This is a genomic window from Gordonia sp. NPDC003424 (assembly GCF_053588655.1).
Genome location: NZ_JBSFQJ010000004.1, coordinates 122,819 through 145,767 on the forward strand (window position 1 = coordinate 122,819; position 22,949 = coordinate 145,767).

The window sequence follows — 22,949 nt, forward strand, 5'->3', positions numbered from 1 at the left end:
CCCTCATCCAGAGATGCGCGAGTCGGCACCTCGCGGATCGCTAGGTCGCGACTCGCGCACCACCTGGTGACGGGAGAGCCCCGATGAACGGAGGAATCATGGACAGCATCTACGACGCGGTGGCCATGGCCGAGGGTGTGCGCACCGGCGAACTCAGCGCCGTCGACCTCACCGAGGCCGCGATCACCCGGATCGAGGCGGCCAACCCGGAGCTGAACGCGGTCATCACACCGATGTTCGACCAGGCTCTCGAGGCGGCCGCGACGGTTCGGCCCGACGCCCCGCTGGCCGGCGTACCGATGCTGGCGAAGGATCTCGTCGTCGAGATCGCCGGTGTGCCGTTCCACGAGGGTTCCCGCTTCCTCGACGGCATGGTGTCGCACACCGACAGCGAACTCGTGCGGCGCTGGCGGGCAGCCGGCCTGGTCATCCTGGGCAAGACCAACACCCCGGAGTTCGGCATGGCACCGGCGTGTGAGCCGGTGCTGCACGGTCCCACCCGCAACCCGTGGGACCCGAGCCGCTCGACGAGCGGATCGAGCGGCGGATCGGCCGCGGCCGTCGCGTCGGGCATGGTCCCCATCGCGCACGGGAACGACCTCGGGGGATCGTTGCGCTACCCGGCCTCGGCGTGCGGGGTCTTCGGGTTGAAGCCGACCCGGGCCCGCAATCCGCTGGGCCCGGAGTACGGCGACGCGGTCAGCGGGTGGGCCGTCGAGCATGCGCTGACCCGCACCGTCCGCGACAGCGCAGCCTTACTCGACGCGACTTGCGGTGCCGCACTTGGTGATCCATATCCCGCGCCACCGCGGACCGCTCCCTTCCTCGACGAGGTCGGCCGAGATCCGGGGCGGCTCCGGATCGGGTACACCGAGCGGACACCCGATGGGGTTCCCGGCCATCCGGACTGCACCGCCGCCCTCGGCGACGCCGTCGAACTCTGCGCAACACTGGGCCACGAGATGGTGGAGGTCGACCTCCCCGGCCTTACGCCGGAGGTGGGCGCCGCCATCGGCGAGGTGTTCTGTTCGGCGACATCCTGGATCCTCGACTACTGGATCCGACGCACCGGACGACGGCCCGGCCCCGACGACCTCGATCCGCTCACCCGCTACTACTGGGAGAAGGGTGAACAGGTCAGCGCGGGACGGTATCTGCTGGCGATCGAGACCTGCCAACGGTTCGCGCGTCGCGTCGCATCGTTCCTCACCGAGGTGGATGTCTGGCTCACGCCGACGCTGTCGCAACCGCCGGCACGGATCGGCGAGATCACCTCGACTCGCGAGGACCCGACGCGTGCGCTGCGGGCGGGCGGACCCACGGTCGCGTACGCGGGTGTGGTGGCGAACATCACCGGCAATCCGGCGATGTCGGTCCCGCTGTGGTGGAACGGCGACGGCCTGCCGATCGGGGTGCACTTCCTCGGGGCCTTCGGTGACGAGGCCCGGCTATTCCGGCTGGCCGGTCAACTCGAACGGGCACGGCCGTGGGCGGATCGCCGGCCGCCGATCTGGGCGGGCGACGTCCTTGCCGAGCTCTGGTGAAGCCGGCCGCTACTTCGCGGTGCGTGCCGGCCGCAGCTCGCGCGGAAGCGCGAAGGTCAGCGTCTCCTCGGCCGTGGTAACCGTCTCGACGGAGTCGAAGCCGTGTTCGGCAAGCAGATCGACCACGCCGCGCACCAACACCTCCGGGACCGACGCACCCGACGTCACGCCCACCGTGGTGACACCCTCGAGCCAGGCCGGATCGATCTCGCGGGCGTAGTCGACGAGGTAGGAGGCCGACGCGCCGTTCTGCAGCGCGACCTCCACGAGTCGCTGGGAGTTCGACGAGTTCTGTGATCCGACGACGATGACCAGATCGCACTGCGGGGCCATCGCCTTCACCGCGACCTGCCGGTTCTGGGTGGCGTAGCAGATGTCGTCGCTCGGCGGATCGTTCAGCAGCGGGAACCGCTCCCGCAGACGCTTGACCGTCTCCATGGTCTCGTCGACCGACAGCGTCGTCTGCGACAGCCAGATCACCTTGGACTCGTCGCGCACCTCGACATCGTCGACGTGGTCCGGGCCGTCGACCAACTGGATGTGTTCGGGCGCCTCCCCGGCGGTGCCCTCGACCTCTTCGTGACCCTCGTGCCCGATGAGCAGGATGTCGTAGTCGTCGCGCGCGAACCGCTTGGCCTCCTGGTGCACCTTGGTGACCAGCGGGCAGGTCGCATCGATCGTCTTCAGCTTCCGTTCCGCGGCCGTCCGGTGCACCTCCGGCGAGACGCCGTGCGCGGAGAACACCACCAGCGCACCCTCCGGCACCTCGTCGGTCTCGCCGACGAAGATCGCTCCCCGCTCGGTCAACGTGTCCACCACGTGCCGGTTGTGCACGATCTCCTTGCGCACGTAAACCGGTGCGCCGTGCTTGTCCAGAGCCCGCTCGACGGTCTCGACGGCACGGTCCACCCCGGCGCAATAGCCGCGGGGTTCGGCCAGCAGGACACGCTTGCGATCAACCATGGTGTCCAGGGTACGGAATGACGGCCGATCGAGAGGAATGCCTCGTTGTCACACCACCGCCGGGTGGTGGCAGAGTATGGGCATGGTTCGCGCACCCTATCCGGCCCGTATCGCCGCAGGCCTCGTCGTCACCGCGATCGAGGAGACCAGGAAGCTACCCGCCTTGATGATCACGCTGCCCATGACCGCGGTCAGCCAGACGCTGCAGGCCGGCATGCGCATGCAACAGAGCATCGCCGAACTGGCCATCAAGGGTGACGCCGCCCTCGAGATGCTGTTCGATCGTCCCTCCGAGCAGCCCGAGTGGGCTCGATTCGACGAGGACGACTCGATCGACGCCGAGGCGTCACGCACCCCGATCGAGAGCCGCGCCACACCGTCGGCACCATCGGCACCCGCGCCGGCAAAGCCCCGCCCGGCCACGAAGGCGGCGCCGGTCGGACCCACGGAGCCGACCGACACCGAGGCACCGGACACGTCCGCCGGCCGCTTCGCGCTGTACAGCGCGCCGCCGCAGAATCTCGTCACCTCCGACGGCCCCGCCGGCCCGCCGGAGGTCCCGGTCAATGGATCGGTTCCGGAGATCGTCGAGTATCTCGAGTACGACAACCTGACGCTCGCACAACTGCGTGCCAAGCTCCGGACGGTCAGCCTGCCCGAGCTCGAGGACCTTGCCGCATACGAGAAGGCCACCAAGTCCCGGGCTCCGTTCGTCACGATGATCGACAACCGCATCGCCTCACACACCAAGCGCCCGACGTCCACGTGACACCCGCGTCGCAGGCCGATTCGGCCGGGCAGCCGAACTCCGCCGAGCACCCGTGGCCGGTGCGCTCGGTGAACCTCAAGATCCAGAACTGGATCGCTCGGCTGGGGCAGATCTGGGTCGAGGGTCAGATCGCCCAGCTCAATGCGCGACCCGGTACGCGCACCGCGTTTCTGACGCTGCGCGACCCCGCCGCCGACATCTCCATCTCGGTGACCTGCAACCCGGATCTGTTGTTCCGCGGCGAGGTGCCGCTGTCCGAGGGCAGTCGGGTCGTGGTGCTCGGACGACCGGATTTCTACGCCCCGCGCGGCACGATCTCGTTGAAGGTCAGCGACATTCGGCCGGTCGGCATCGGCGAGCTGCTGGTGCGGATCGAGCGCCTGCGTCAGTTGCTCGCCGCCGAAGGCCTGTTCGATCGCCGCCGGAAGCTGCCACTTCCGTTCCTGCCCAAGGCGATCGGGCTCATCACCGGGCGCGCCAGCGCGGCCGGGCGGGACGTGGTGTCGGTGGCCGGCACACGCTGGTCGGCCGTGCGGTTCGAGATCCGGGACTCACCGGTGCAGGGCCCGACCGCAGTCGGCCGCATCCTGACCCATCTCGCCGACCTCGACAGACACCCCGAGGTGGAGGTCATCATCATCGCCCGTGGCGGCGGCAGCGTCGAGGACCTGCTGCCGTTCTCCGACGAGGCACTCCTGCGCGCGGTGTCGGCGTGCCGGACGCCGGTGATCAGTGCGATCGGCCACGAACCCGACACCCCGCTGCTCGACCTGGTCGCCGATGTCCGCGCCGCCACCCCGACCGACGCGGCCAAGCGGGTGGTCCCGGATGTGGCCGCCGAACGGGCGGCGATCACCACCCTGCGACATCGCAGCGCGCAGGCGTTACGCCAGTGGGTGCACCGCGAGGAGCACCGGCTCGACGGGATTCGGCAGCGACCCGTGCTCGCCCGGCCGATGACGCTGATCGACACGCGCGCCGACACGATCGCGCGGATGCGCACCGACATCCGTCGGGACGTCACCCGTCTGGTCGACGCCGAGCACCGCCGCAGCGAACACCTCGCGGCGCGCCTCGACACCCTCGGACCGGCACAGACGCTCGCGCGCGGCTACGCGGTCGTGCAGCGACTCGACGGTGATCGGCACGTGGTGTCGACAACCGGCGACATGCCGCCCGGCACCCACGTGCGCATCAGGGTGTCCGACGGCGCAACCCACGCCCAGGTGACCGAAGGAGAGCGCACGTGAGCATCGACGACCGCACCCCGGTGGCCGAGCTGGGGTACGAACAGGCCCGCGACGAGTTGATCGACGTCGTCGCGACCCTCGAGCGCGGCGGCCTGGACCTCGACCATTCGCTGGCGCTGTGGGAGCGCGGTGAAGCGCTCGCGGCGCGCTGCGACGAACACCTCGACGGCGCACGGGCCCGGATCGAGGCGGTTCTCGCCGAGCGGGACGACTCAGACGAGGCCGAGGGCTGACCGTCCTCCGATCACGCGCGCCCGGGTAGCGGCTGCTGCGCCAGCACCGCCGTCGCCAACTTCTCCATGTCGTCGTCCGGGCCACGGGACAGCACCGCGATGCGGACGTCGCCGAGATCGGTGATCCAGAATTTCTTGCCGTCGGGGGTCGTGTAGACCACCCACTCGTGACCGCCCACCTGCCGGGTCCCGGCGCCGAGCGCCTCGCCCTCACCGAGGTTGACGACGAGATCCTCCTCGGTGGCGTTGGTCTGGCTGAGCTGGATGTATGCGCCGACATCGGTGATCCAGCCGACGTTGCTGACGCGGGTCCCGCCGACGGGCTGGGTGGATCCCGAGTTCGGCTTCCAGCCGTCCGGCGTGGCCGGCCGGCGGATCGGGAACGGCAGGTCACGTGCGTCGGCGGCCAGCGCGGCGTTCACCTCGAACGCCGGCGTCTTGTCGTCGGAGGCCTGCCCGGTCAGACCCACCGAACAGTTGCCGGACGCGATGGCCACGAACGCGCAGATGATCAGCAACGGCACCAGGGACCAGATCATGTCCTTGGAGCTGTGCAGAATACGTGGTTTGGCGGCCATGGGCGCCAGTATTCCAGTTCCGGCGGGCGGCAGATCCGTGCGGGGTTGTCGCCCTCGTGGTCGGTGTGACATGCAAGGATGGACGAGACGCGAGCCACCTGGCCCCTTTGTCACCGCCGCCACGCCGAGGAGTCCGATATGTCCCCATCCCAGCAGGCCCCCGATCGCAACCTCGCGATGGAGCTCGTTCGTGTTACCGAGGCCGCGGCGCTGGCCGCCGGCCGCTGGGTCGGCCGGGGCGACAAGAAGGGCGGGGACGGAGCCGCCGTGGATGCGATGCGTGAACTGCTGTCCACGGTCTCGATGCGCGGCGTGGTGGTGATCGGCGAGGGTGAGAAGGACGAGGCGCCCATGCTGTTCAACGGCGAGGAGGTCGGCAACGGCGTCGGACCGGAAGTCGACGTCGCCGTGGACCCGATCGACGGAACCACCCTGATGGCCGAGGGCCGCCCCAACTCCATCGCGGTCATCGCGGTCAGCGAGCGCGGCTCGATGTATGACCCCAGCGCCGTCTTCTACATGGACAAGATCGCGGTGGGCCCCGAGGCCAAGGGTGCGATCAACATCGAGGAGTCGGTGGAGTGGAACATCAACTCGGTCGCGAAGGCCAAGGGCATCGACATCGCCGACCTGACGGTCGTCGTCCTCGACCGTCCCCGGCACGCCGACCTGATCGCCGACATCCGCAAGGCCGGCGCGAAGATCCGCCTCATCTCCGACGGTGACGTGGCGGGCTCGATCGCGGCCGCCGGTGACTACAGCTCGGTGGACATCCTGATGGGTGTCGGCGGCACCCCGGAAGGCATCATCAGCGCCGTCGCCATGAAGTGCATGGGCGGCGAGATCCAGGGCAAGCTGTGGCCGCGCAACGACCAGGAACGGCAGAAGGCCATCGACGCCGGGCACGACCTCAGCCGGGTCCTGACCAACGAGGATCTGGTGAGTGGCGAGAACTCCTTCTTCTGCGCCACCGGCGTGACCAACGGCGACATGCTGCGCGGTGTCACCTACCGCCCCAACGGCGCGACGACCCGCTCGCTGGTGATGCGCTCGAAGTCGGGCACGATTCGCCGTATCGAGGCCGTGCACCAGACGTCCAAGCTGCGTGAGTACGCCCGCCTCGACATCTGACACAAGGCACCCGCACGGCAGCCGTCCGTGCGGGTGGCCGGTCGGCTCGCTGACCGGCCACGATACGATTCACGGGTGAGCGAAACAGCCCCCGCTCCGGAGTTCCGCTATGCCGACCTGCTGCCCTCCGGCGCCGACGAGACCCCCTACCGCCTGATCACCACCGAAGGTGTGTCGACCTTCACCGTCGACGGCCAGACCTTCCTGAAGGTCGCCCCCGAAGCCCTGCAGAAGCTGACCGCAGAGGCGATGCACGACATCAGCCACTATCTGCGGCCGGCGCATCTCGCCCAGCTGCGGAAGATCATCGACGACCCCGAGTCGTCGGGCAACGACCGCTTCGTCGCCCTCGATCTGCTCAAGAACGTCAACATCTCCGCGGGCGGTGTGCTGCCGATGTGCCAGGACACCGGCACCGCGATCGTCATGGGCAAGAAGTCCGAGGGCGTGCTGACCGGCGCCGACGACGGCGAGTGGATCTCCCGCGGCGTGTACGACGCCTACACCAAGCTCAACCTGCGGTACTCACAGCTGGCCCCGCTGACGACGTACGACGAGAAGAACACCGGCACGAATCTGCCTGCGCAGGTGGAGATCTACTCGACGCAGCAGGGCCCGAAGGGTCCGGAGTACAAGTTCCTGTTCATGGCCAAGGGCGGTGGTTCGGCGAACAAGTCGTTCCTCTACCAGGAGACCAAGGCGATCCTGAATCCCAAGCGGCTCTTGGAGTTTCTCGACGAGAAGATCCGCTCGCTGGGCACCGCGGCCTGCCCGCCGTACCACCTGGCGGTGGTCATCGGCGGCACCTCGGCCGAATTCGCTTTGAAGACAGCCAAATACGCGTCCGCGCACTACCTCGACACCTTGCCGACCGAGGGATCGATGTCCGCACACGGCTTCCGGGACACCGAACTCGAGGAAGAGGTCTTCAAGCTGACCCAGTCGTTCGGGATCGGTGCGCAGTTCGGCGGCAAGTACTTCTGCCACGACGTCCGCGTCGTGCGGCTCCCCCGCCACGGCGCATCCTGCCCGGTCGCCATCGCCGTCTCCTGTTCGGCGGACCGCCAGGCGCTCGGCAAGATCACCGCCGACGGCGTGTTCCTCGAGCAACTCGAGACCGACCCGGCGCACTACATGCCGGATGCGGGAGTGGCCGAGGACATCGAGGGCGGTGCGGTCGTCGACATCGACCTGAACCGCCCGATGCCCGAGATCCTGGCCGAACTCTCGAGGCACCCGGTCAAGACGCGCCTGTCGCTGACCGGTCCGCTGGTCGTGGCGCGGGACATCGCGCACGCCAAGATCAAGGAGCGTCTCGACGCGGGCGAGCCGATGCCCGACTACCTGCGTGATCACCCCGTGTACTACGCCGGGCCGGCCAAGACCCCCGAGGGCATGGCGTCCGGCTCCTTCGGCCCCACGACGGCCGGCCGGATGGACAGCTACGTCGAGCAGTTCCAGGCGGCCGGCGGGTCGATGGTCATGCTCGCCAAGGGCAACCGGTCCAAGCAGGTCACGCAGGCCTGTGACAGCCACGGCGGCTTCTACCTGGGATCGATCGGTGGGCCGGCGGCGCGACTGGCGCAGGACTGCATCAAGAGCCAGGAGGTCATCGAATACCCCGAACTCGGTATGGAGGCGGTCTGGAAGATCGAGGTGGAGAACTTCCCCGCGTTCATCGTCGTCGACGACAAGGGCAACGACTTCTTCACCGATCCCGGTGGCGCCGTGACGGTTCCGCTGGGTGGGGTGCGAATCCGGTCGCGCGAGAACTGAGTCCTCGGCTCGAAACCGAGCGCTTCACACCTGGCGGCTGCGTCGGGGCGGCAGATCTCACACTGTGCGACCACCCCGACGCAGTACGGTGGAGTAAGGATTACCTATCTCCATCGACGGAGCCGGAGGCGCAGCGCACATGAGCGAACAGCAGTACCGCATCGAACACGACACGATGGGCGAGGTCAAGGTGCCCGTCGACGCGCTGTGGCGGGCGCAGACCCAGCGGGCGGTGGAGAACTTCCCGATCTCGCACCGGCCGCTCGAGCGCACCCAGATCCGGGCGATGGGTCTGCTGAAAGCCGCGTGCGCCCAGGTGAACAAGGACCTCGGACTGCTCGACGCCGACAAGGCCGACGCGATCATCGCGGCCGCCACCGAGATCGCCGACGGGCAGCACGACGACCAGTTCCCGATCGACGTGTTCCAGACCGGTTCGGGCACCAGCTCCAACATGAATGCCAACGAGGTCATCGCGTCGATCGCGAAGAACAACGGCGTGGAGGTCCACCCCAACGATCACGTCAACATGTCGCAGTCGTCGAACGACACCTTCCCCACCGCAACCCATGTCGCGGCCACCGAGGCGGCGGTCACCGATCTCATCCCGGCTCTCGACCACTTGCGGCTTGTGTTGCTGGACAAGGCAACACAGTGGCGGGACGTGGTGAAGAGCGGCCGCACCCATCTGATGGACGCGGTGCCGGTGACACTGGGCCAGGAGTTCGGCGGGTACGCCCGGCAGGTGCAGGCCGGTATCGAGCGCATCACCGCCACCCTGCCCCGCGTCGGCGAACTGCCGATCGGCGGCACCGCCGTGGGCACCGGGCTCAACGCCCCCGACAGCTTCGGCACCATGGTCGTCGCCGAGCTGGTCAGACTCACCGACGTGCATGCGTTGTCGTTGGCCGAGAACAACTTCGAGGCCCAGGCGGCGCGCGACGGTCTGGTCGAGCTGTCGGGTCAACTGAAAACCGTTGCGGTGTCGCTGACGAAGATCGCCAACGACATCCGCTGGATGGGGTCGGGTCCGCTCACCGGCCTCGGCGAACTCCATCTGCCCGACCTGCAGCCGGGCAGCTCCATCATGCCCGGCAAGGTGAATCCGGTACTGCCCGAAGCGGTCACGCAGGTCGCCGCCCAGGTCATCGGCAACGACGCGGCCGTCACGTGGGGTGGTGGCAACGGCGCGTTCGAGTTGAACGTGTACATCCCGATGATGGCGCGCAACGTCCTCGAGTCACTCAAGTTGCTGGCCAACGTGTCCCGGCTGTTCGCCGACCGGTGTATCGCCGGACTCACCGCGAACGAGGAACGTCTGCGCACACTGGCCGAGAGTTCACCGTCGATCGTCACACCGCTCAACAGCGCGATCGGCTATGAAGAGGCCGCCGCCGTCGCCAAGCAGGCACTCAAGGAACACAAGACGATTCGGCAGACCGTGATCGACCGCGGCCTGATCGGCGACAGGCTGTCCGAGGCCGAGCTCGACAAACGTCTCGATGTGCTGAAGATGGCCAACCTCGACCACAAGCGCTGACCGCCATGCCGGCACTGCTCGAGTTCCCCGCCGACTGGCGCACCGCCCTTGCGCTCGTCGCGCATCCCGACGATCCGGAGTACGGCATGGCGGCCGCCGTGGCCCGCTGGACCGGTGAGGGCAAGCGCGTCGTCTATGCCCTGGCGTCGAGCGGTGAGGCCGGCATCGAGGGCATGGACCCGTCACGGGCCGGGCCGCTGCGCGAGTCGGAGCAACGAGCCTCGGCGGCGATCGTCGGGGTCGATGAGGTGGAGTTCTGGGGCTTTCCGGACAGCGCGATCCGCGATACCCCGGAGCTGCGGGCGAAGATCGCCGAGACGGTCAACCGCGTTGCACCACAGGTGATCCTCTCGCTGTACGGGGGCCCGGAGTGGGCACCGGGCCACCCCAATCAGCCCGATCACATCGAGTTCGCCGCGGCCGTGCGCAATGCCTACGATTCACTCGACCCGGCCACGCGTCCACGATGGCTCTTCGAGAACGGCCCCGGGGCGACGCACGCCGTCGAGGTCACGGATCAGATCGAGTCTGCGGTGAAATCACTTGCCGCCCACGAGAACTACCTGTCGGTGCTCGATCCGGCCACCCCGGTCGTCGATCAGGCGCGACGCCAGGTGGAGATGACGACCGCGCCGCGCGACGATTTCGGCGGCGTACCTGCCGTCGGCTTCGCGTTGCGGCGCGGCCCGTCCTGACCGGACGCCCCGGTCAGGACCCCATCATCTTGGCGATCGACGTGCTGTCCTCACCCGTGCGCCGCAGGATCAGGCCGGTGATGCCGAGCGCGACCAGGGTCAGCAACAGCATCAGGGTGGACATCGCGGCGATCTCGGGTTTCAGCGCGATCCGCACCGTCGAGAAGATGTAGACCGGCCACGGGGTGTAGCCCGGCTGTTGCACGAAGCTCGAGATCACCACATCGTCGAGACTGAAGGTGAAGGCCAGCAGGAAACCCGCGATGATGCCGGGCATGGCGGTCGGCAGGATGACGTGCCGCAGGCGTGCGAACGGTTTCGCGTACAGGTCGGCAGCGGCTTCCTCCAGCGCGGGATCGAGTGACATCACCCGTGCCCGCACGATGAAGGTCACCACCACCATCGAGACCGCGGCGTGCGCGACCACCAACCGCACCAGACCGATGTTGAACGGCAACAGATTCCAGTCGACGCCGAGCGTGACGAACCACGGCAGGAACGCGATCGCGTTCGCGATGTCCGGCGTCACCAGGGTGACGGTCAGCAGCGCGACCAGGCCGATACCCCACCACGACCGTTTGCGTTTGATGCCCAAGGCGATGCCGGCCAGCGATCCGAGGATCGTGGACAGGATCGCCGAGAGCACCGCGACCTCCAGCGAGACCTTGACCGACTGCACGATGGTGTCGTTGGTGATCGCGTCGGAGTACGGGGTGAACCCGAATCCCTGGAACGCCGCCAACACCTTTCCGGTGTTGAACGAGTACACGATGATCACCGCGATCGGCAGGAACAGGAAGGCGTAGACCACCACCGACCACACCTTCAACGCGATCGTGTACCAGTCGCGGGTGCTGCGGGATCGCTTCATCGTCAGGCGGGGCAGACTCGGCAGACGTTCGGCACGAGCCGACGCCGCGGGCATCGGGACGTTGAACACACCGCGATCCAGCCAGGTGGCGATGCCCTTGACGACCAGCGCGACGATCGCCACACACAGCAGCACCAAGAGCATCAGACTCACCGTCATCGCACTGCCCAGCGCCCAGTTCTGGGCGGTCTGGAACTGGCTCGCGATCATCTGCCCGGCCATCGTGCCCTTCGCCCCGCCGAGCACCTCGGGTGTGACGTAGTCGCCCATCAACGGGATGAACACCAGCAGACAGCCCGACACGATGCCCGGCGAGGCGAGCGGCAGGGTGATCCGGAAGAACGTGGTCCATCGGTTGGCGCCGAGGTCGCGGCTCGCTTCCCGCAGGGACAGTCCGGCCCGGTCCATCGCGACGAACAGCGGCAGGATCATCAGCGGCAGATAGTTGTAGACCACGCCGATCTGCACGGCGGTGCGGGTGAACAGCAGCTCGAGTTCGCCGCCACCGAAGAACTGGATGAGCTTGGACAGCCACCCGCTCGGCGCGAGCGTGATCTGCCAGCCGATCGTGCGCACCAGGAAGTTGGTCCAGAACGGCACCATCAACAGCGCGATGTAGAGCCCTCGGCGGCTCGGTTTCGCCTTCACCGCAAGCCAGTACGCGAAGGGAATGCTCACGATCAGCGCGAGCACGACCCCCGTGGTGGCGATGCCGAGCGTGTTCCAGAATGTCGACCGGTACTGCGAGCCCAGGGCCTCGCCGTAGCGGCCGAGACTCAGCTGGTCGGTCGCATACGTGGTGAACTGGTCCGGCTTGTACCCGAAGCTGTACCAGAGGACCAGTGCCAGCGGGATCGCGAAGAAGAACACCACATAGGCCCACGCCGGGAACGTGAGGCCGCCGACGCCGAACAGTCGTTGCCGCAGCGGGGGTTTCGGGGTCGGTACGCGGTGCACCTCGGGCGCCGGATCTCTCGGCGGGGATACGACGGTGGTCATTGTGCGCTCCTCGCCTGCATCTCGTTGACGATCTCGGTTCGTTGCTGGGTGGCGTCGTCGATGGCCGCCACCTTCAACCGGGCGACCACCTCATCGGGTGGGAACAACAGTTCGGGGAATGGCAGATTCGCCGCCTTGCCCTTCTCGACCATGCCTTTGACACCGGTCTGGTAGCCGATGTACTGCATCTCGTTGAACGAGATCTCCGGGTCGAGCATCTCGTTGATGAACGCGTGCGCCGCGCCCGGATGCTGGGTGCCGTGCACGATCGCGAAGTTGTCCGTCCAGAGGTTGGCGGTGGGTGTCGGATACACGAAACCCCACTTGTCCGGATCGGATTCGTTCATCAAGGCCAGCCGTGCGTCCCCGTTCCAGGCCTGCAGCAACGTGAAGCCGCCGCCCGCCACCACCGTCGTGATCGACGAGTTGTAGCCCTTGATGGTCGGGGCCAGCTGGTTCAGCAACAGGTCCCGGCCCGCGGCGAGATCGTCGGGATTGGTGGAGTTCGGGTCGAGGTGCAGCGCACCCATGGCGATCGACAGCACCTCCCACGGATCCTCGAGGACACTGACCTTGCCGCGGGCGGGACCCTCGGCGAGGGTGACAAAGTCCCCCCACGAGGTGGGGTTTCCCTTGATGACCGTCTTGTCGTACATGTAACCCGTTGTGCCCCAGTCCTTTGCCGCGCCGTGCCGGGAGTTGGGGTTCCATGACGGGTTGAAGAACCGCTCCTCGAGGTTGGCGAGGTTCGGGACCTTCGAGTGGTCGAGTTCGTCGAGCAAGTTGTGCTCCACCATCTGCGGGATGTACACGCCGGTGGGCACCACGACGTCGTAGCCGGACGTGCCTCGCGCCGCGGCGAGTTTCGCGATCATCTCCTCGTTGGAACCGTAGGAGTCGACCTGCAGCCGGAACCCGTACTTGGACTTGATCGCATCGAGGTCGTCGGGGTTCTCGTAATCGCCCCAACTGTAGTAGTTGAGACGGTCTTCGATGCTGTCGGTCAGCGGCGCCGACGGCGCGACCGACCGATCCGGTGTACAGGCCGACACGGCGGCGCCGGCGGCGACGACGCCGATGCCCGCGAGGAAGCTGCGACGACTGATCCGGCGCACCGACGCATGCGGCGCGAGGGCACGGACCAGCCCGGTGTCGTTGTGGCGATGGGTCATTTCGCGAACACCTGTGTGTCGCCGGCGGCGAAGGTGCAGCTGACCCGCTGCCCTTCGGTCAACGGCGGGAAGTTGCGGGTGGCACCGCGCACCAGGACCTCGGTACCGGCGTCGGTGGTCACCACCACCTGCGTCAGGTCACCGAGGAATGAGACCCCTTCCGCGATACCGGACAGCACGTTGTCGGCGGTCGTGACGTCGGAGTCGTTCTCGGCGAACCAGATCGACTCCGGACGCACGGCGACGACGAGGTCCCCGGTGAGTCCGTCGACGCCGGACGCGGTCTTGAACGCACCGTCGGTCGTCTGGATACGGCCGTCGACGACACCGCCGGTGACCGCGAAAAAGGTCTGCTTCCCGATGAAGTCGGCGACGAAGCGGTCGACCGGCGCGGCGTAGATGTCCCGGCCCTCACCGATCTGGGCGATGTGGCCTTCGCTCATCACCACGATCCGATCGCTCATCGAGAGGGCCTCCTCCTGATCGTGCGTCACGAAGATGAAGGTGGTGCCCAGATCCTTCTGCAGGAGTTTGAGTTCGATCTGCATCTCCTCGCGCAGTTTGCGGTCGAGCGCGCTCATCGGCTCGTCGAGCAGAAGGACGTCGGGCCGGTTGGACAGGGCCCGCGCGAGTGCCACGCGCTGTTGCTGACCGCCGGACAGCGTGGCCGGCTTGCGGTCGGCGAATCGCGACATCTGCACCATCTCGAGGGCTTCGGCGACCCGCTCCCCGATCTCGTTCTTCGCGACTTTCCGTTGGCGCAGACCGAATCCCACGTTCTGCGCCACGGTCATGTGCGGGAACAGGGCGTAGGACTGGAAGACGGTGTTGACCGGCCGGCGTTCCGGTGGCACGTCGATGATCGACTCGCCGTCGAGCAGGATGTCGCCCTCGGTGGGCCGCTCGAATCCGGCGAGCATGCGCAGCAGCGTGGTCTTGCCGCAGCCGGACGGGCCGAGCAGCGAGACGAACTCGCCGGCCGCGACCTCCAGGTCGATTCCGGTGACCGCGACATGTCCGTTGTCGTACACCTTGGTCACCGATGCGAGGGTGACGGCACCCCGGACGGCGGTCCCCGCCGGGGCGGTGGAGGTCGGCTCCGTGATGGTCATCTATCGATTCCTTTCATGGACGATCACGCCGTCGGCGACGGTCATGTCGGTGCCGGTCTCCCACAGGGAGTCCGGCGGTTGGTGGAAGGGATTGCGGTCGGCGACAACCAGATCGGCGGCCGCACCGATGCGGATGGCGCCGGCACCGCGGCGACGGTTGAGCCACGCCGACCCGCGCGTGTACGCCGACAGCGCGGTGGCCGGATCGAGGGCCTCGTGCGGCAGCAGGGGTTCGGTGTCCTCGCCCGGCGGGGTGCGGTTGACCGCCACCGAGATCGCCTGCCACGGATCGGGAGTCGACACCGGCCAGTCGCTGCCCATCGCCAGCCGGGCGCCGGTGGCCGCCAGCGACGCGAACGGGTAGTGCCAGCGGTACCGGTCGGCGCCGATGGCCGGATGGACGAGGTCGACCATCTGCTCGTCGTTGCACGCCCACAGGGCCTGCATGTTGACACCCACCCCGAGACGCGCGAACCGCGGCACGTCGTCGGGCCGCACGAGTTGCAGGTGCGCGATGTGGTGCCGGCCGGAGGTGATGCCATTGGCGATGCGGGCCTGCTCGACCGCGTCGAGCGCGACGCGCACCGCACCATCGCCGATCGCATGGAAATGGATGTCCAGACCGGCCGAGTCGCAGGCGGTCACGGCCGCGGTCAGCACCTCCGGGTCGAAGTAGGACAACCCGTGATCGGGCGGCGCACAACGGCATTGGCCGCAGTAGGGCTCGTCGAGCAGAGCAGTGCGGTTCTCCACCACCCCGTCGACCATGATCTTGACGGAGTTCATGCTCCAGCGCCGCCCCGACGTGGCGTCCTTCCGTGCCAGGAACTCGGCGACGGTGTCGGCGACATCGGCCGGCTTTGTCGGTCGCGGAAGCCACGAGGCACCGACGACCTGGGCGGTCAGGTGCCCATCGGCCTCGAATTTCTCGTAGCAGGGCGCGAGGTCGGCCATCCCCGGGTAGTCGCCGACGATGGCCTCCTGCCAGCCGGTGATGCCCAGCGAGTGCAGGTAGCTCTGGGCCGTCGCCAATCCGGCGAGCTGCTCGTCGACCGTCGCCGGCGGGACCAGCCGGCCGACGAGGTCCATCGCCCCTTCGTGCAGCGTTCCCGTCGGTCGCCCGTCGGAATCGCGTTCGATGCGGCCGTCGGCGGGGTCGGGAGTGTCGGCGGTGATCCCGGCCAGCGCCAGCGCCCGGCTGTTCACCCAGGCCCCGTGGTGGTCGCGATTGAGGAGGTACGCCGGCCGGTCAGCCACTGCGGCGTCGAGTGCCGCCGCGGTGGGGCAGCCGCCCGGGAAGTGGCTCATCGACCATCCCGACCCGACGATCCAGTCGGCCTCGGTGCTCGCCGCGTAAGCCGCCACCGCGCCCAGCGCGTCGGTGGCACTGTGTGTCGCGGTGAGGTCGCAGGCGTTGCGGTCGACACCCGCGCTCAGCGCGTGGATGTGCGCGTCGGTGAAACCCGGATGCAGAAGGCGGCCGGCGAGGTCGAAGGACTCGGCCCCCGGCAGCCGTTCGGCCACGTCAGACAACGTCCCCATCGCGACGATACGGCCCGCATGCACACCGACCGCGAGATCCCGCTGCACCACACGTCGGCCGTCGAACACCGGTCCCGAATGGAACACGGTGGTCGGCAACTCACTCACCACCGTCGAGCTATCCCCTCACCAAATACGCTTTTCGTTGCAGATCGAATGAATCATGACTGATTCAGCAGGTCTTCGCCACCCAAACAACTGATTCTTAATGCGTGTGCAACATGTCGCCAGGTAGCGTGTCGGCATGCTCAACGGCCACGTCTCGTTCTGGCACCACTCGATTCCACCCATCACGCACCGATCGCCACTGCCCGGCGACCGGGCCGTCGACATCGCGATCGTCGGCGGCGGACTGACCGGGCTGTGGGCGGCGTACTACCTGCGGCGGGCGCGCCCCGATGCGTCCATCGCGATCATCGAGAAGGAGTTCTGTGGTTTCGGCGCATCCGGCCGCAACGGCGGGTGGCTCTCGGCCGAGGTCGCCGGGAATCGGGCGACCTACGCCGAGATCGCCGCGAACCGGGGGCGGGACGGCCTCGACGCGAACCGCCGGCTCACCGCGACGATGCGCGCCGGGGTCGACGAGGTCCTCGACCGCATCGGCGAGGAGGGCATCGACTGTGACGCGGTCAAGTCCGGGGTCCTGCACGTCGCCCGCTGTCCCGCTCAGTTCGAGCGGCTGTCCCGGGCCGTCGACCATGAGCACGAGATGGGCGCCGACGACTGGGTTCTGTTGTCGGGCAAGGAATCCCGCCGTCGCATCGAGGTCGCGGACATGGTGGGCGCGATGTATTCACCACAGTGTGCGCGGGTGCACCCCGCCAAGCTGGCCCGCGGTGTCGCCGATGCCGTCGAGCGCTCCGGCGTCACGATCTACGAGCAGACCACCGTGCTCGACATCGCGCCGCGGCGAGTGGTCACCGATCGGGGCCGTGTCACCGCGGAGACCGTCCTCGTCTGCCTGGAAGGTTTCGGCGCGACGCTACCCGGCCGGCGCCGGCAGCTCCTGCCACTCAACTCGTCGATGATCGTCACCGAGCCGCTACCCGAGGACGTCTGGTCCGAGATCGGCTGGGACGGCTGCGAACTGCTCGGCGAGATGGCGCACGCCTACACGTATGCGCAACGCACCGCCGACGGCCGCATCGCCCTCGGCGGTCGCGGCGTGCCGTACCGCTACGGCTCGGCGATCGACGATCACGGCGCCACCCAGCCACGCACCGCCGACGCTCTCGTCAAAGCCCTCCACGAACGTTTTCCCGCCACGCACGACGTACCGATCGCGCACGCCTGGTGTGGCGTCCTCGGCGTGCATCGCGACTGGTCGGCATCGATCTGCCACGACCCGACGACGGGCATCGGCTCGGCATCCGGCTACGTGGGCTCCGGCCTGACCACCACCAACGTCGCCGGACGCACACTGTGCGATCTCGTACTCGGCGACCGCACCGATCTCACCGAACTCCCCTGGGTCGGCCACCGCGCCCGCGGGTGGGAGCCCGAGCCGCTGCGCTACGTGGGTGTGGCCACGATGTATGCCGCCTACCGCACCGCCGACAAGCGCGAGTTGGCAAAGGCGTCGTCGAGCACCGACGCCATCGCCCGGATCGCCGACGCGGTCTCGGGGCGCGAGTAGCCCGCGGCGGATCGGCACGGACCCGGACAGCAGAAACGGGGACCGGCACGATGCACGATCCCCGTTCCTTTCGAAACAAGCCTTGCGCCGGCGGCTAACTCGCGTTGCCGGCACCCAGCAGCGCCGGCACCAGACCGACCAACTGCTTCAGGAGTTGCGTCAGCGAGTCGGCACCCGGGATGCTCGACAGACCCGACAGCAGGCCCGCGCCGCCGGGTGACGTCGTGGCCGGAGGCGTGGTCGAGGTTCCCGGGCTCGACGGTGTGGGACTCGTCGGGGCGGGACTCGTCGGGGCCATACCCGATTGCGGTGCGGCCTGATTCACGCCGATCGCGATCTTGGGGTGCTTGGCCGGGTCCAGCCAGACGAGGACCTTGCGCATCAGTTCCTTGTCGATGGCGACACACCCCTGTGTCGGCTGATTGTTGGTGACGTGCAGGAACATCGCCGACGCCTTGCCGGGGATGCGCTGCGGATTGTGCGCGATGTTGACGGCGTAGTCGTAGACCGGTCCGGCGTCGTACAGGTTCTCGCTGTCACCACCGGGGCTCTTCGGCTGCCGCACCAACTCGTTGTAGGTGGGCGAGCGCATGTTCGAATCCCACCAGTCCTGCCGGTCCACCTTGGTGTACGGCATCTTGGTTCCGGGATTGGGCAGACGGCCGAAGGCCTTGTCGAGTCCGAACGTCCCGGACGGTGTGCGGTAGACGTTGTCCTTGGGCTCGCCCATCCCCAACGAACCGAGGAACGCCTTGGTGGGGCCGATCACCGGCTTCCACGTGCCATCCGACCCCCGCTCGAATGCGGTCAGGGTGGCCGTGGTGTCGGCCGCCTTGGGTGCGGTGACCACGATCATCTGGCTCGTGTCACCTCCCGACGATCCCGCCGAACCGCCCGGACCACTCGAGTTTCCGGCCAGCGTGTTCAGCAGAGTGTCGAGCAGCGGGATGCCCGTTGCCGGAAACGACGAGGTCGTCGACGGTGTGGTGGTCGTCGACGGGGCGGCCGGGGTGGTTGTGGTGGGAGCAGCCGACGCCGTCCCGGCACCACCCACGACAGCGGCCAGCACCGCAATCACCAGTAGTCCCAATAACCTCATTCGCCTCATCAGTAACTTCTGCACCACACCAGTGTGCCAAAGCGCAAGAGTGCATGAATCACGTGATGGTCAGGATCAGGTCACCAATCCGCAACTCGCGGTGCACACCGGCGTCCCGACCGTCGTGTGTGCGTCCCCATCCAACGAGAAGGCGCCCCGCCTGACCGGCGGGGCGCCCACTCGACGAAATTCAGCGCCCACTCGACACAAAAGATTCAGTACGCGACTCCCGGCGCGAACTCCTCGAGCATCTCGGTGACCAGCGCGGCGATCGGCGACCGCTCGCTGCGGGTCAGCGTCACATGGGCGAACAGCGGATGGCCCTTGAGTTTCTCGATGACCGCGGCCACACCGTCGTGCCGCCCGACGCGCAGGTTGTCGCGCTGCGCGACGTCGTGGGTGAGGACGACGCGGGAACCGGCACCCAGTCGCGACAACACCGTCAGCAGCACGTTGCGCTCCAGCGACTGCGCCTCGTCGACGATCACGAACGAATCGTGCAGCGACCGACCGCGAATGTGCGTGAGCGGCAACACTTCCAGCATTCCACGGCTCAACACCTCTTCGATCACCTCGGGCGACGCCAGACCTTCGAGGGTGTCGAACACGGCCTGCGCCCACGGACCCATCTTCTCGGCCTCGCCACCGGGCAGGTAGCCGAGTTGTTGTCCGCCAACGGCATACAGCGGGCGAAAGACGACAACCTTACGCTGCGTGCGCCTTTCGAGGACGGCCTCGAGCCCGGCACAGAGTGCGAGGGCCGATTTGCCGGTGCCCGCCTTGCCGCCCAGCGATACGATGCCGACACTGTCGTCGAGCAGAAGATCAAGTGCCACACGCTGTTCCGCCGACCGACCGTGCAGACCGAAGGCCTCCCGATCACCCCGGACCAATTGCACACGTTTGTCCTGATTGACCCTGCCCAGGGCACTCGAGCCGTGGCCGAGAAGCCGAATGCCGGTGTGGCACGGCAACTCTCGTGCCGCGTCGAGATCCACGACACCCTCGGCGAACAACGCGTCGATGGTCGAGGTCTCGACGTCCAGCTCGGTCATGCCCGACCAGCCGGAGACGACGACGTCCTGGGCGTGATACTCGTCGGCATCCAGACCGACGGCGCCGGCCTTGACGCGCAGCGGGGTGTCCTTGGACACCAGGGTCACATCGTTGCCCTCGGCACGAAGGTTCAACGCGCAGGCGAGGATTCGAGAATCGTTGGTGTCGGTCCGGAAGCCCGCCGGCAGCACCGCCGGGTCCGTGTGATTCAACTCGACCTGCAGGGTGCCGCCCTCGTCACCGATGGACAGGGGCTGGTCGAGTCGGCCGTGCTCGAGACGCAGATCGTCGAGCATCCGCAACGCCTCACGCGCGAACCAGCCGAGTTCGTGGTGATGACGTTTGCCCTCGAGCTCGCTGATGACCACCAGCGGTAGCACCACATGATGTTCGGCGAAGCGCATGACCGCCCAGGGATCGGACAGCAGCACAGAGGTGTCGAGGACGTAGGTGCGTGTGGTCACGTAGGGCTCCTACGTTTGTGCGGCACCCGCACAAACCAGTTGCGACGACCGGCTGGTTCTTGCCCGTCCCGGCTGGTCAGCCGAGGTGGACGAGGACCGGGGCCGGCCCTCTCGCGTTGCTGGTTAACACCACGAATCGAACCTCCCGGACGAACCGCTTCCCCGCGGCCCGTCACTGGTCAACGTACGCCGACACGCCCCATCCGGCTCGCCGGAAAGGGGTGTGTCGGCGTGAATTATGGGTTAACGCAGGTTGCCGCGAGGTGTGCGAGTCAGCGACGCGCGGCGGCGAGGATCCGTGTCCGCGCGGCCTCCGCCTCGTCCCCGAGACCCTGTACCGTGTCGAGTTTCAGCTGGTCAGCGAGCTTCGCCGCAATCGCTGCGCGGGTGTCGTCGCTCTCGTACCCGGCGATCAGCGAACGCTCGGCATCGAAGTCGGCGATGTCGAAACCGATGGATTCTGTGACAAGTCGCACAAGCGCCCGATCGACGGCCAGCACCGTGCCCTCGGGGTCGGCGACCAGTCCCGCGTTGAGAAACGCGCCGAACGTGGCGGCCTGCAGCGCATCATCCGCCGAGATCTTCGCGAGGATCTGGATGAACACGTCGTCGGTGGTGGCCTCACGGAGTTTCTCGATGAACCCGACGCATTGGTTCTCGTGCACCGCCATCAGTGCGAGGGTGTCGAGCGGGCTGAGTTCGGCGACCGCAGCTTCGTGCTGCCGGTAGCCGGCGGTCACGTGGATGCGGCGACGCTCCTCGGCATCGACCGGGTCGATCGCGCGGGTCACGACGAGGTAGTCGCGCAGCACGATCGCATGCCGGTTGTCCTCGGCGGTCCACACACCCACCAGCTGCCGCCAGTCGGAGAACGCCGGGAAGTGTTGGGCGATGACGCGGTGATACGACGGCAGATTGTCCTTGGTGAGCAGCAGGGCCAGCACCCCGGCACGCGCCTCGTCGGAGATCGTCTGCTGCGACGGCTCCCAGTCCTCACCGCCGAGGAACGCGAAGTTGCGGCCCAGATCCCACGGCACCCAATCGTGTGGGTTCCAGGCGAGTGCCGATGCCTGATGGTCCTCGGCGATCTCCGGGAGCGCCTTCTCCAGCGCGATGATCAGCTCGTCCTCGGTCAATGCGTTCATCGGGAAAAGGATAGAGAACCAGGCATGGGTGTGGGAAATCCGGGTGCCGGCGACAAGCGCTGGGCCCGCGTTAGGCCCGGCTCATCAGCCCCCAGTGCTCGAGACCGTCGTAGAGCGGGAAGTCCAGCGCGAGCGACGACACGCGGGCGCGCAGCGCCGACACGTCGGCGTCGGTGCCGGCGGCGAGTGCGGTGCCGATGATGTCGGCGACCTCGGTGAACTGCTCGTCGCCGAACCCGCGGGTGGCCAGCGCGGGGGTGCCGATCCGCAGGCCCGAGGTGACCATCGGCGGACGCGGGTCGAACGGTACGGCGTTGCGGTTGACGGTGATGCCGACCTGATGCAGCAGGTCCTCGGCCTGCTGGCCGTCGAGTTGGCTGTTGCGCAGGTCGACGAGCACCAGGTGCACGTCGGTCCCGCCGGTGAGCACCGACACACCGGCCTTCTCCACGTCGGCCCCGGTCAGCCGGTCGGCGAGGATCTTGGCGCCGGACAGGGTGCGGCGCTGGCGATCGGCGAACTCGTCGGAGCCGGCGATCTTGAGCGCGACGGCTTTGCCGGCGATGGCGTGCATCAGCGGTCCACCCTGCTGTCCGGGGAAGACCGCCGAGTTCAGCTTCTTGGCCCACTCCTGGCGGGCCAGGATCATGCCCGAACGCGGGCCACCCAGCGTCTTGTGCACGGTGGTGGACACCACGTCGGAGTACGGCACGGGCGACGGGTGCAGGTCGGCGGCCACGAGTCCGGCGAAGTGCGCCATGTCGGTCCAGAGGTAGGCGCCCACCTCGTCGGCGATCGACCGGAACGCCTCGAAGTCCAGCGTCCGCGGGTACGCTGACCAGCCCGCGCAGATCACCTTCGGCCGGCCGGCCAGGGCGATCTTGCGGACCTCGTCCATGTCGATGCGGAAGTCCTCTTTGCTGACGCCGTAGGACTCGATCTCGTAGAGCTTGCCGGAGAAGTTCAGCCGCATGCCGTGGGTGAGGTGACCGCCGTGCGCGAGGTCGAGGCCGAGCATCTTCTCGCCGGGATTCATCAGCGCCATCAGGACCGCGGCGTTGGCCTGTGCGCCGGAGTGCGGCTGCACGTTGGCGAAGTCGGCACCGAAGAGTTCCTTCGCGCGGTCACGCGCGATGTCCTCCACGACGTCGACGTATTCGCAGCCGCCGTAGTAGCGACGGCCGGGATATCCCTCGGCGTACTTGTTGGTCAGCACACTGCCCTGCGCCTGCAGCACGGCGCGCGGGACGAAGTTCTCCGACGCGATCATCTCGAGGGTGTCGCGCTGCCGACTCAGTTCGCCGTTCATCGCCGCGGCGACGTCCGGGTCGAGATCGGCCAGTGACATCGAATTGACGGACATCGAATTGGCGG

Annotated in this window: 19 protein-coding genes; 9 read left to right on the forward strand and 10 right to left on the reverse strand. The window is 67.7% G+C overall.

From position 1 onward, the window contains the following. Positions 1-98 precede the first annotated feature (98 nt). Positions 99-1,544: an amidase gene (locus ACWDTI_RS07990; protein WP_449737529.1), complete on the forward strand. Its 1,446-nt coding sequence runs from the start codon at positions 99-101 to the stop codon at positions 1,542-1,544. 9 nt (positions 1,545-1,553) lie between these two features. Here the strand turns inward: ACWDTI_RS07990 and ACWDTI_RS07995 are convergent, their stop codons facing one another. After that, the gene (locus tag ACWDTI_RS07995) at positions 1,554-2,507 is read right to left on the reverse strand and encodes a 4-hydroxy-3-methylbut-2-enyl diphosphate reductase (RefSeq protein WP_449737530.1); all 954 of its coding nucleotides are present in this window, start codon (positions 2,505-2,507) and stop codon (positions 1,554-1,556) included. A gap of 82 nt (positions 2,508-2,589) precedes the next feature. On the opposite strand from ACWDTI_RS07995, the gene ACWDTI_RS08000 reads away from it, so the two are divergent. Genes ACWDTI_RS08000 through ACWDTI_RS08010 form a run of 3 tightly spaced genes read left to right on the forward strand, consistent with a single transcriptional unit; the run spans position 2,590 to position 4,759 of the window. Further along, positions 2,590-3,276 (forward strand): lipid droplet-associated protein, encoded by a 687-nt coding sequence (locus ACWDTI_RS08000; protein ID WP_449737531.1) that lies wholly within the window; start codon positions 2,590-2,592, stop codon positions 3,274-3,276. After that, complete coding sequence (gene xseA / locus ACWDTI_RS08005; RefSeq protein WP_449737532.1) at positions 3,273-4,526, forward strand: exodeoxyribonuclease VII large subunit; 1,254 nt, start codon at positions 3,273-3,275, stop codon at positions 4,524-4,526. Before ACWDTI_RS08000 ends, xseA begins: the two co-directional genes overlap by 4 nt. Further along, complete coding sequence (locus tag ACWDTI_RS08010; RefSeq protein WP_449737533.1) at positions 4,523-4,759, forward strand: exodeoxyribonuclease VII small subunit; 237 nt, start codon at positions 4,523-4,525, stop codon at positions 4,757-4,759. Before xseA ends, ACWDTI_RS08010 begins: the two co-directional genes overlap by 4 nt. A gap of 11 nt (positions 4,760-4,770) precedes the next feature. Here ACWDTI_RS08010 and ACWDTI_RS08015 read toward each other — a convergent pair whose 3' ends face one another. After that, positions 4,771-5,337 carry a DUF4245 domain-containing protein gene (locus ACWDTI_RS08015; RefSeq protein WP_449737534.1) on the reverse strand — a complete coding sequence of 189 codons (567 nt, stop codon included), beginning with the start codon at positions 5,335-5,337 and terminating at the stop codon, positions 4,771-4,773. A gap of 138 nt (positions 5,338-5,475) precedes the next feature. Between ACWDTI_RS08015 and glpX the strand changes: the two genes are divergently transcribed. The 4 genes from glpX (at position 5,476) to ACWDTI_RS08035 (ending at position 10,479) form a co-directional block, all read left to right on the forward strand. Then, complete coding sequence (glpX, locus tag ACWDTI_RS08020; protein ID WP_449737535.1) at positions 5,476-6,468, forward strand: class II fructose-bisphosphatase; 993 nt, start codon at positions 5,476-5,478, stop codon at positions 6,466-6,468. Between the two features lie 75 nt (positions 6,469-6,543). After that, positions 6,544-8,244, forward strand: a complete 1,701-nt coding sequence (locus ACWDTI_RS08025; RefSeq protein WP_449737536.1) for a fumarate hydratase — start codon at positions 6,544-6,546, stop codon at positions 8,242-8,244. 139 nt (positions 8,245-8,383) lie between these two features. Then, entirely contained in the window at positions 8,384-9,784 is a 1,401-nt protein-coding gene (locus ACWDTI_RS08030) for a class II fumarate hydratase (RefSeq protein ID WP_449737537.1), read from the forward strand. Between the two features lie 5 nt (positions 9,785-9,789). Then, positions 9,790-10,479: a PIG-L deacetylase family protein gene (locus ACWDTI_RS08035; RefSeq protein ID WP_449737538.1), complete on the forward strand. Its 690-nt coding sequence runs from the start codon at positions 9,790-9,792 to the stop codon at positions 10,477-10,479. Positions 10,480-10,492: 13 nt separating this feature from the next. Here ACWDTI_RS08035 and ACWDTI_RS08040 read toward each other — a convergent pair whose 3' ends face one another. The 4 genes from ACWDTI_RS08040 to ACWDTI_RS08055 are packed head-to-tail and all read right to left on the reverse strand — an operon-like array spanning position 10,493 to position 16,283. Then, positions 10,493-12,349, reverse strand: coding sequence for an ABC transporter permease subunit (locus tag ACWDTI_RS08040; protein WP_449737539.1), 1,857 nt, complete (start codon positions 12,347-12,349; stop codon positions 10,493-10,495). Continuing rightward, the gene (locus tag ACWDTI_RS08045; protein WP_449737540.1) at positions 12,346-13,521 is read right to left on the reverse strand and encodes a polyamine ABC transporter substrate-binding protein; all 1,176 of its coding nucleotides are present in this window, start codon (positions 13,519-13,521) and stop codon (positions 12,346-12,348) included. Before ACWDTI_RS08045 ends, ACWDTI_RS08040 begins: the two co-directional genes overlap by 4 nt. Further along, entirely contained in the window at positions 13,518-14,633 is a 1,116-nt protein-coding gene (locus ACWDTI_RS08050) for an ABC transporter ATP-binding protein (protein ID WP_449737541.1), read from the reverse strand. Before ACWDTI_RS08050 ends, ACWDTI_RS08045 begins: the two co-directional genes overlap by 4 nt. Continuing rightward, positions 14,634-16,283 (reverse strand): amidohydrolase, encoded by a 1,650-nt coding sequence (locus ACWDTI_RS08055; protein WP_449737542.1) that lies wholly within the window; start codon positions 16,281-16,283, stop codon positions 14,634-14,636. Positions 16,284-16,419: 136 nt separating this feature from the next. Here ACWDTI_RS08055 and ACWDTI_RS08060 point away from each other — a divergent pair, with 136 nt between their 5' ends. Further along, entirely contained in the window at positions 16,420-17,811 is a 1,392-nt protein-coding gene (locus ACWDTI_RS08060; protein ID WP_449737543.1) for an NAD(P)/FAD-dependent oxidoreductase, read from the forward strand. 94 nt (positions 17,812-17,905) lie between these two features. Here the strand turns inward: ACWDTI_RS08060 and ACWDTI_RS08065 are convergent, their stop codons facing one another. The 4 genes from ACWDTI_RS08065 to glyA form a co-directional block, all read right to left on the reverse strand. Next, on the reverse strand, positions 17,906-18,910 hold the full coding sequence (locus ACWDTI_RS08065) for a L,D-transpeptidase family protein (RefSeq protein WP_449737544.1): 1,005 nt from the start codon (positions 18,908-18,910) through the stop codon (positions 17,906-17,908). Positions 18,911-19,125: 215 nt separating this feature from the next. After that, positions 19,126-20,430, reverse strand: coding sequence for a PhoH family protein (locus tag ACWDTI_RS08070; protein ID WP_449737545.1), 1,305 nt, complete (start codon positions 20,428-20,430; stop codon positions 19,126-19,128). A gap of 272 nt (positions 20,431-20,702) precedes the next feature. Continuing rightward, complete coding sequence (locus ACWDTI_RS08075; protein ID WP_449737546.1) at positions 20,703-21,575, reverse strand: acyl-ACP desaturase; 873 nt, start codon at positions 21,573-21,575, stop codon at positions 20,703-20,705. Positions 21,576-21,645: 70 nt separating this feature from the next. Further along, on the reverse strand, positions 21,646-22,923 hold the full coding sequence (glyA, locus tag ACWDTI_RS08080; RefSeq protein WP_449737739.1) for a serine hydroxymethyltransferase: 1,278 nt from the start codon (positions 22,921-22,923) through the stop codon (positions 21,646-21,648). Positions 22,924-22,949 lie beyond the last annotated feature (26 nt).

Coding starts and splice junctions, on each gene's coding strand:
- ACWDTI_RS08075 (WP_449737546.1), bottom strand. CDS start 21,575: ATGAACGCATTGACCGAGGACGAGCTGATCATCGCGCTGGAGAAGGCG.
- ACWDTI_RS08045 (WP_449737540.1), bottom strand. CDS start 13,521: ATGACCCATCGCCACAACGACACCGGGCTGGTCCGTGCCCTCGCGCCG.
- glyA (WP_449737739.1), bottom strand. CDS start 22,923: ATGTCACTGGCCGATCTCGACCCGGACGTCGCCGCGGCGATGAACGGC.
- ACWDTI_RS08040 (WP_449737539.1), bottom strand. CDS start 12,349: ATGACCACCGTCGTATCCCCGCCGAGAGATCCGGCGCCCGAGGTGCAC.
- ACWDTI_RS08050 (WP_449737541.1), bottom strand. CDS start 14,633: ATGACCATCACGGAGCCGACCTCCACCGCCCCGGCGGGGACCGCCGTC.
- ACWDTI_RS07990 (WP_449737529.1), top strand. CDS start 99: ATGGACAGCATCTACGACGCGGTGGCCATGGCCGAGGGTGTGCGCACC.
- ACWDTI_RS07995 (WP_449737530.1), bottom strand. CDS start 2,507: ATGGTTGATCGCAAGCGTGTCCTGCTGGCCGAACCCCGCGGCTATTGC.
- ACWDTI_RS08030 (WP_449737537.1), top strand. CDS start 8,384: ATGAGCGAACAGCAGTACCGCATCGAACACGACACGATGGGCGAGGTC.
- ACWDTI_RS08000 (WP_449737531.1), top strand. CDS start 2,590: ATGGTTCGCGCACCCTATCCGGCCCGTATCGCCGCAGGCCTCGTCGTC.
- ACWDTI_RS08035 (WP_449737538.1), top strand. CDS start 9,790: ATGCCGGCACTGCTCGAGTTCCCCGCCGACTGGCGCACCGCCCTTGCG.
- ACWDTI_RS08065 (WP_449737544.1), bottom strand. CDS start 18,910: ATGAGGTTATTGGGACTACTGGTGATTGCGGTGCTGGCCGCTGTCGTG.
- ACWDTI_RS08060 (WP_449737543.1), top strand. CDS start 16,420: ATGCTCAACGGCCACGTCTCGTTCTGGCACCACTCGATTCCACCCATC.
- glpX (WP_449737535.1), top strand. CDS start 5,476: ATGTCCCCATCCCAGCAGGCCCCCGATCGCAACCTCGCGATGGAGCTC.
- ACWDTI_RS08015 (WP_449737534.1), bottom strand. CDS start 5,337: ATGGCCGCCAAACCACGTATTCTGCACAGCTCCAAGGACATGATCTGG.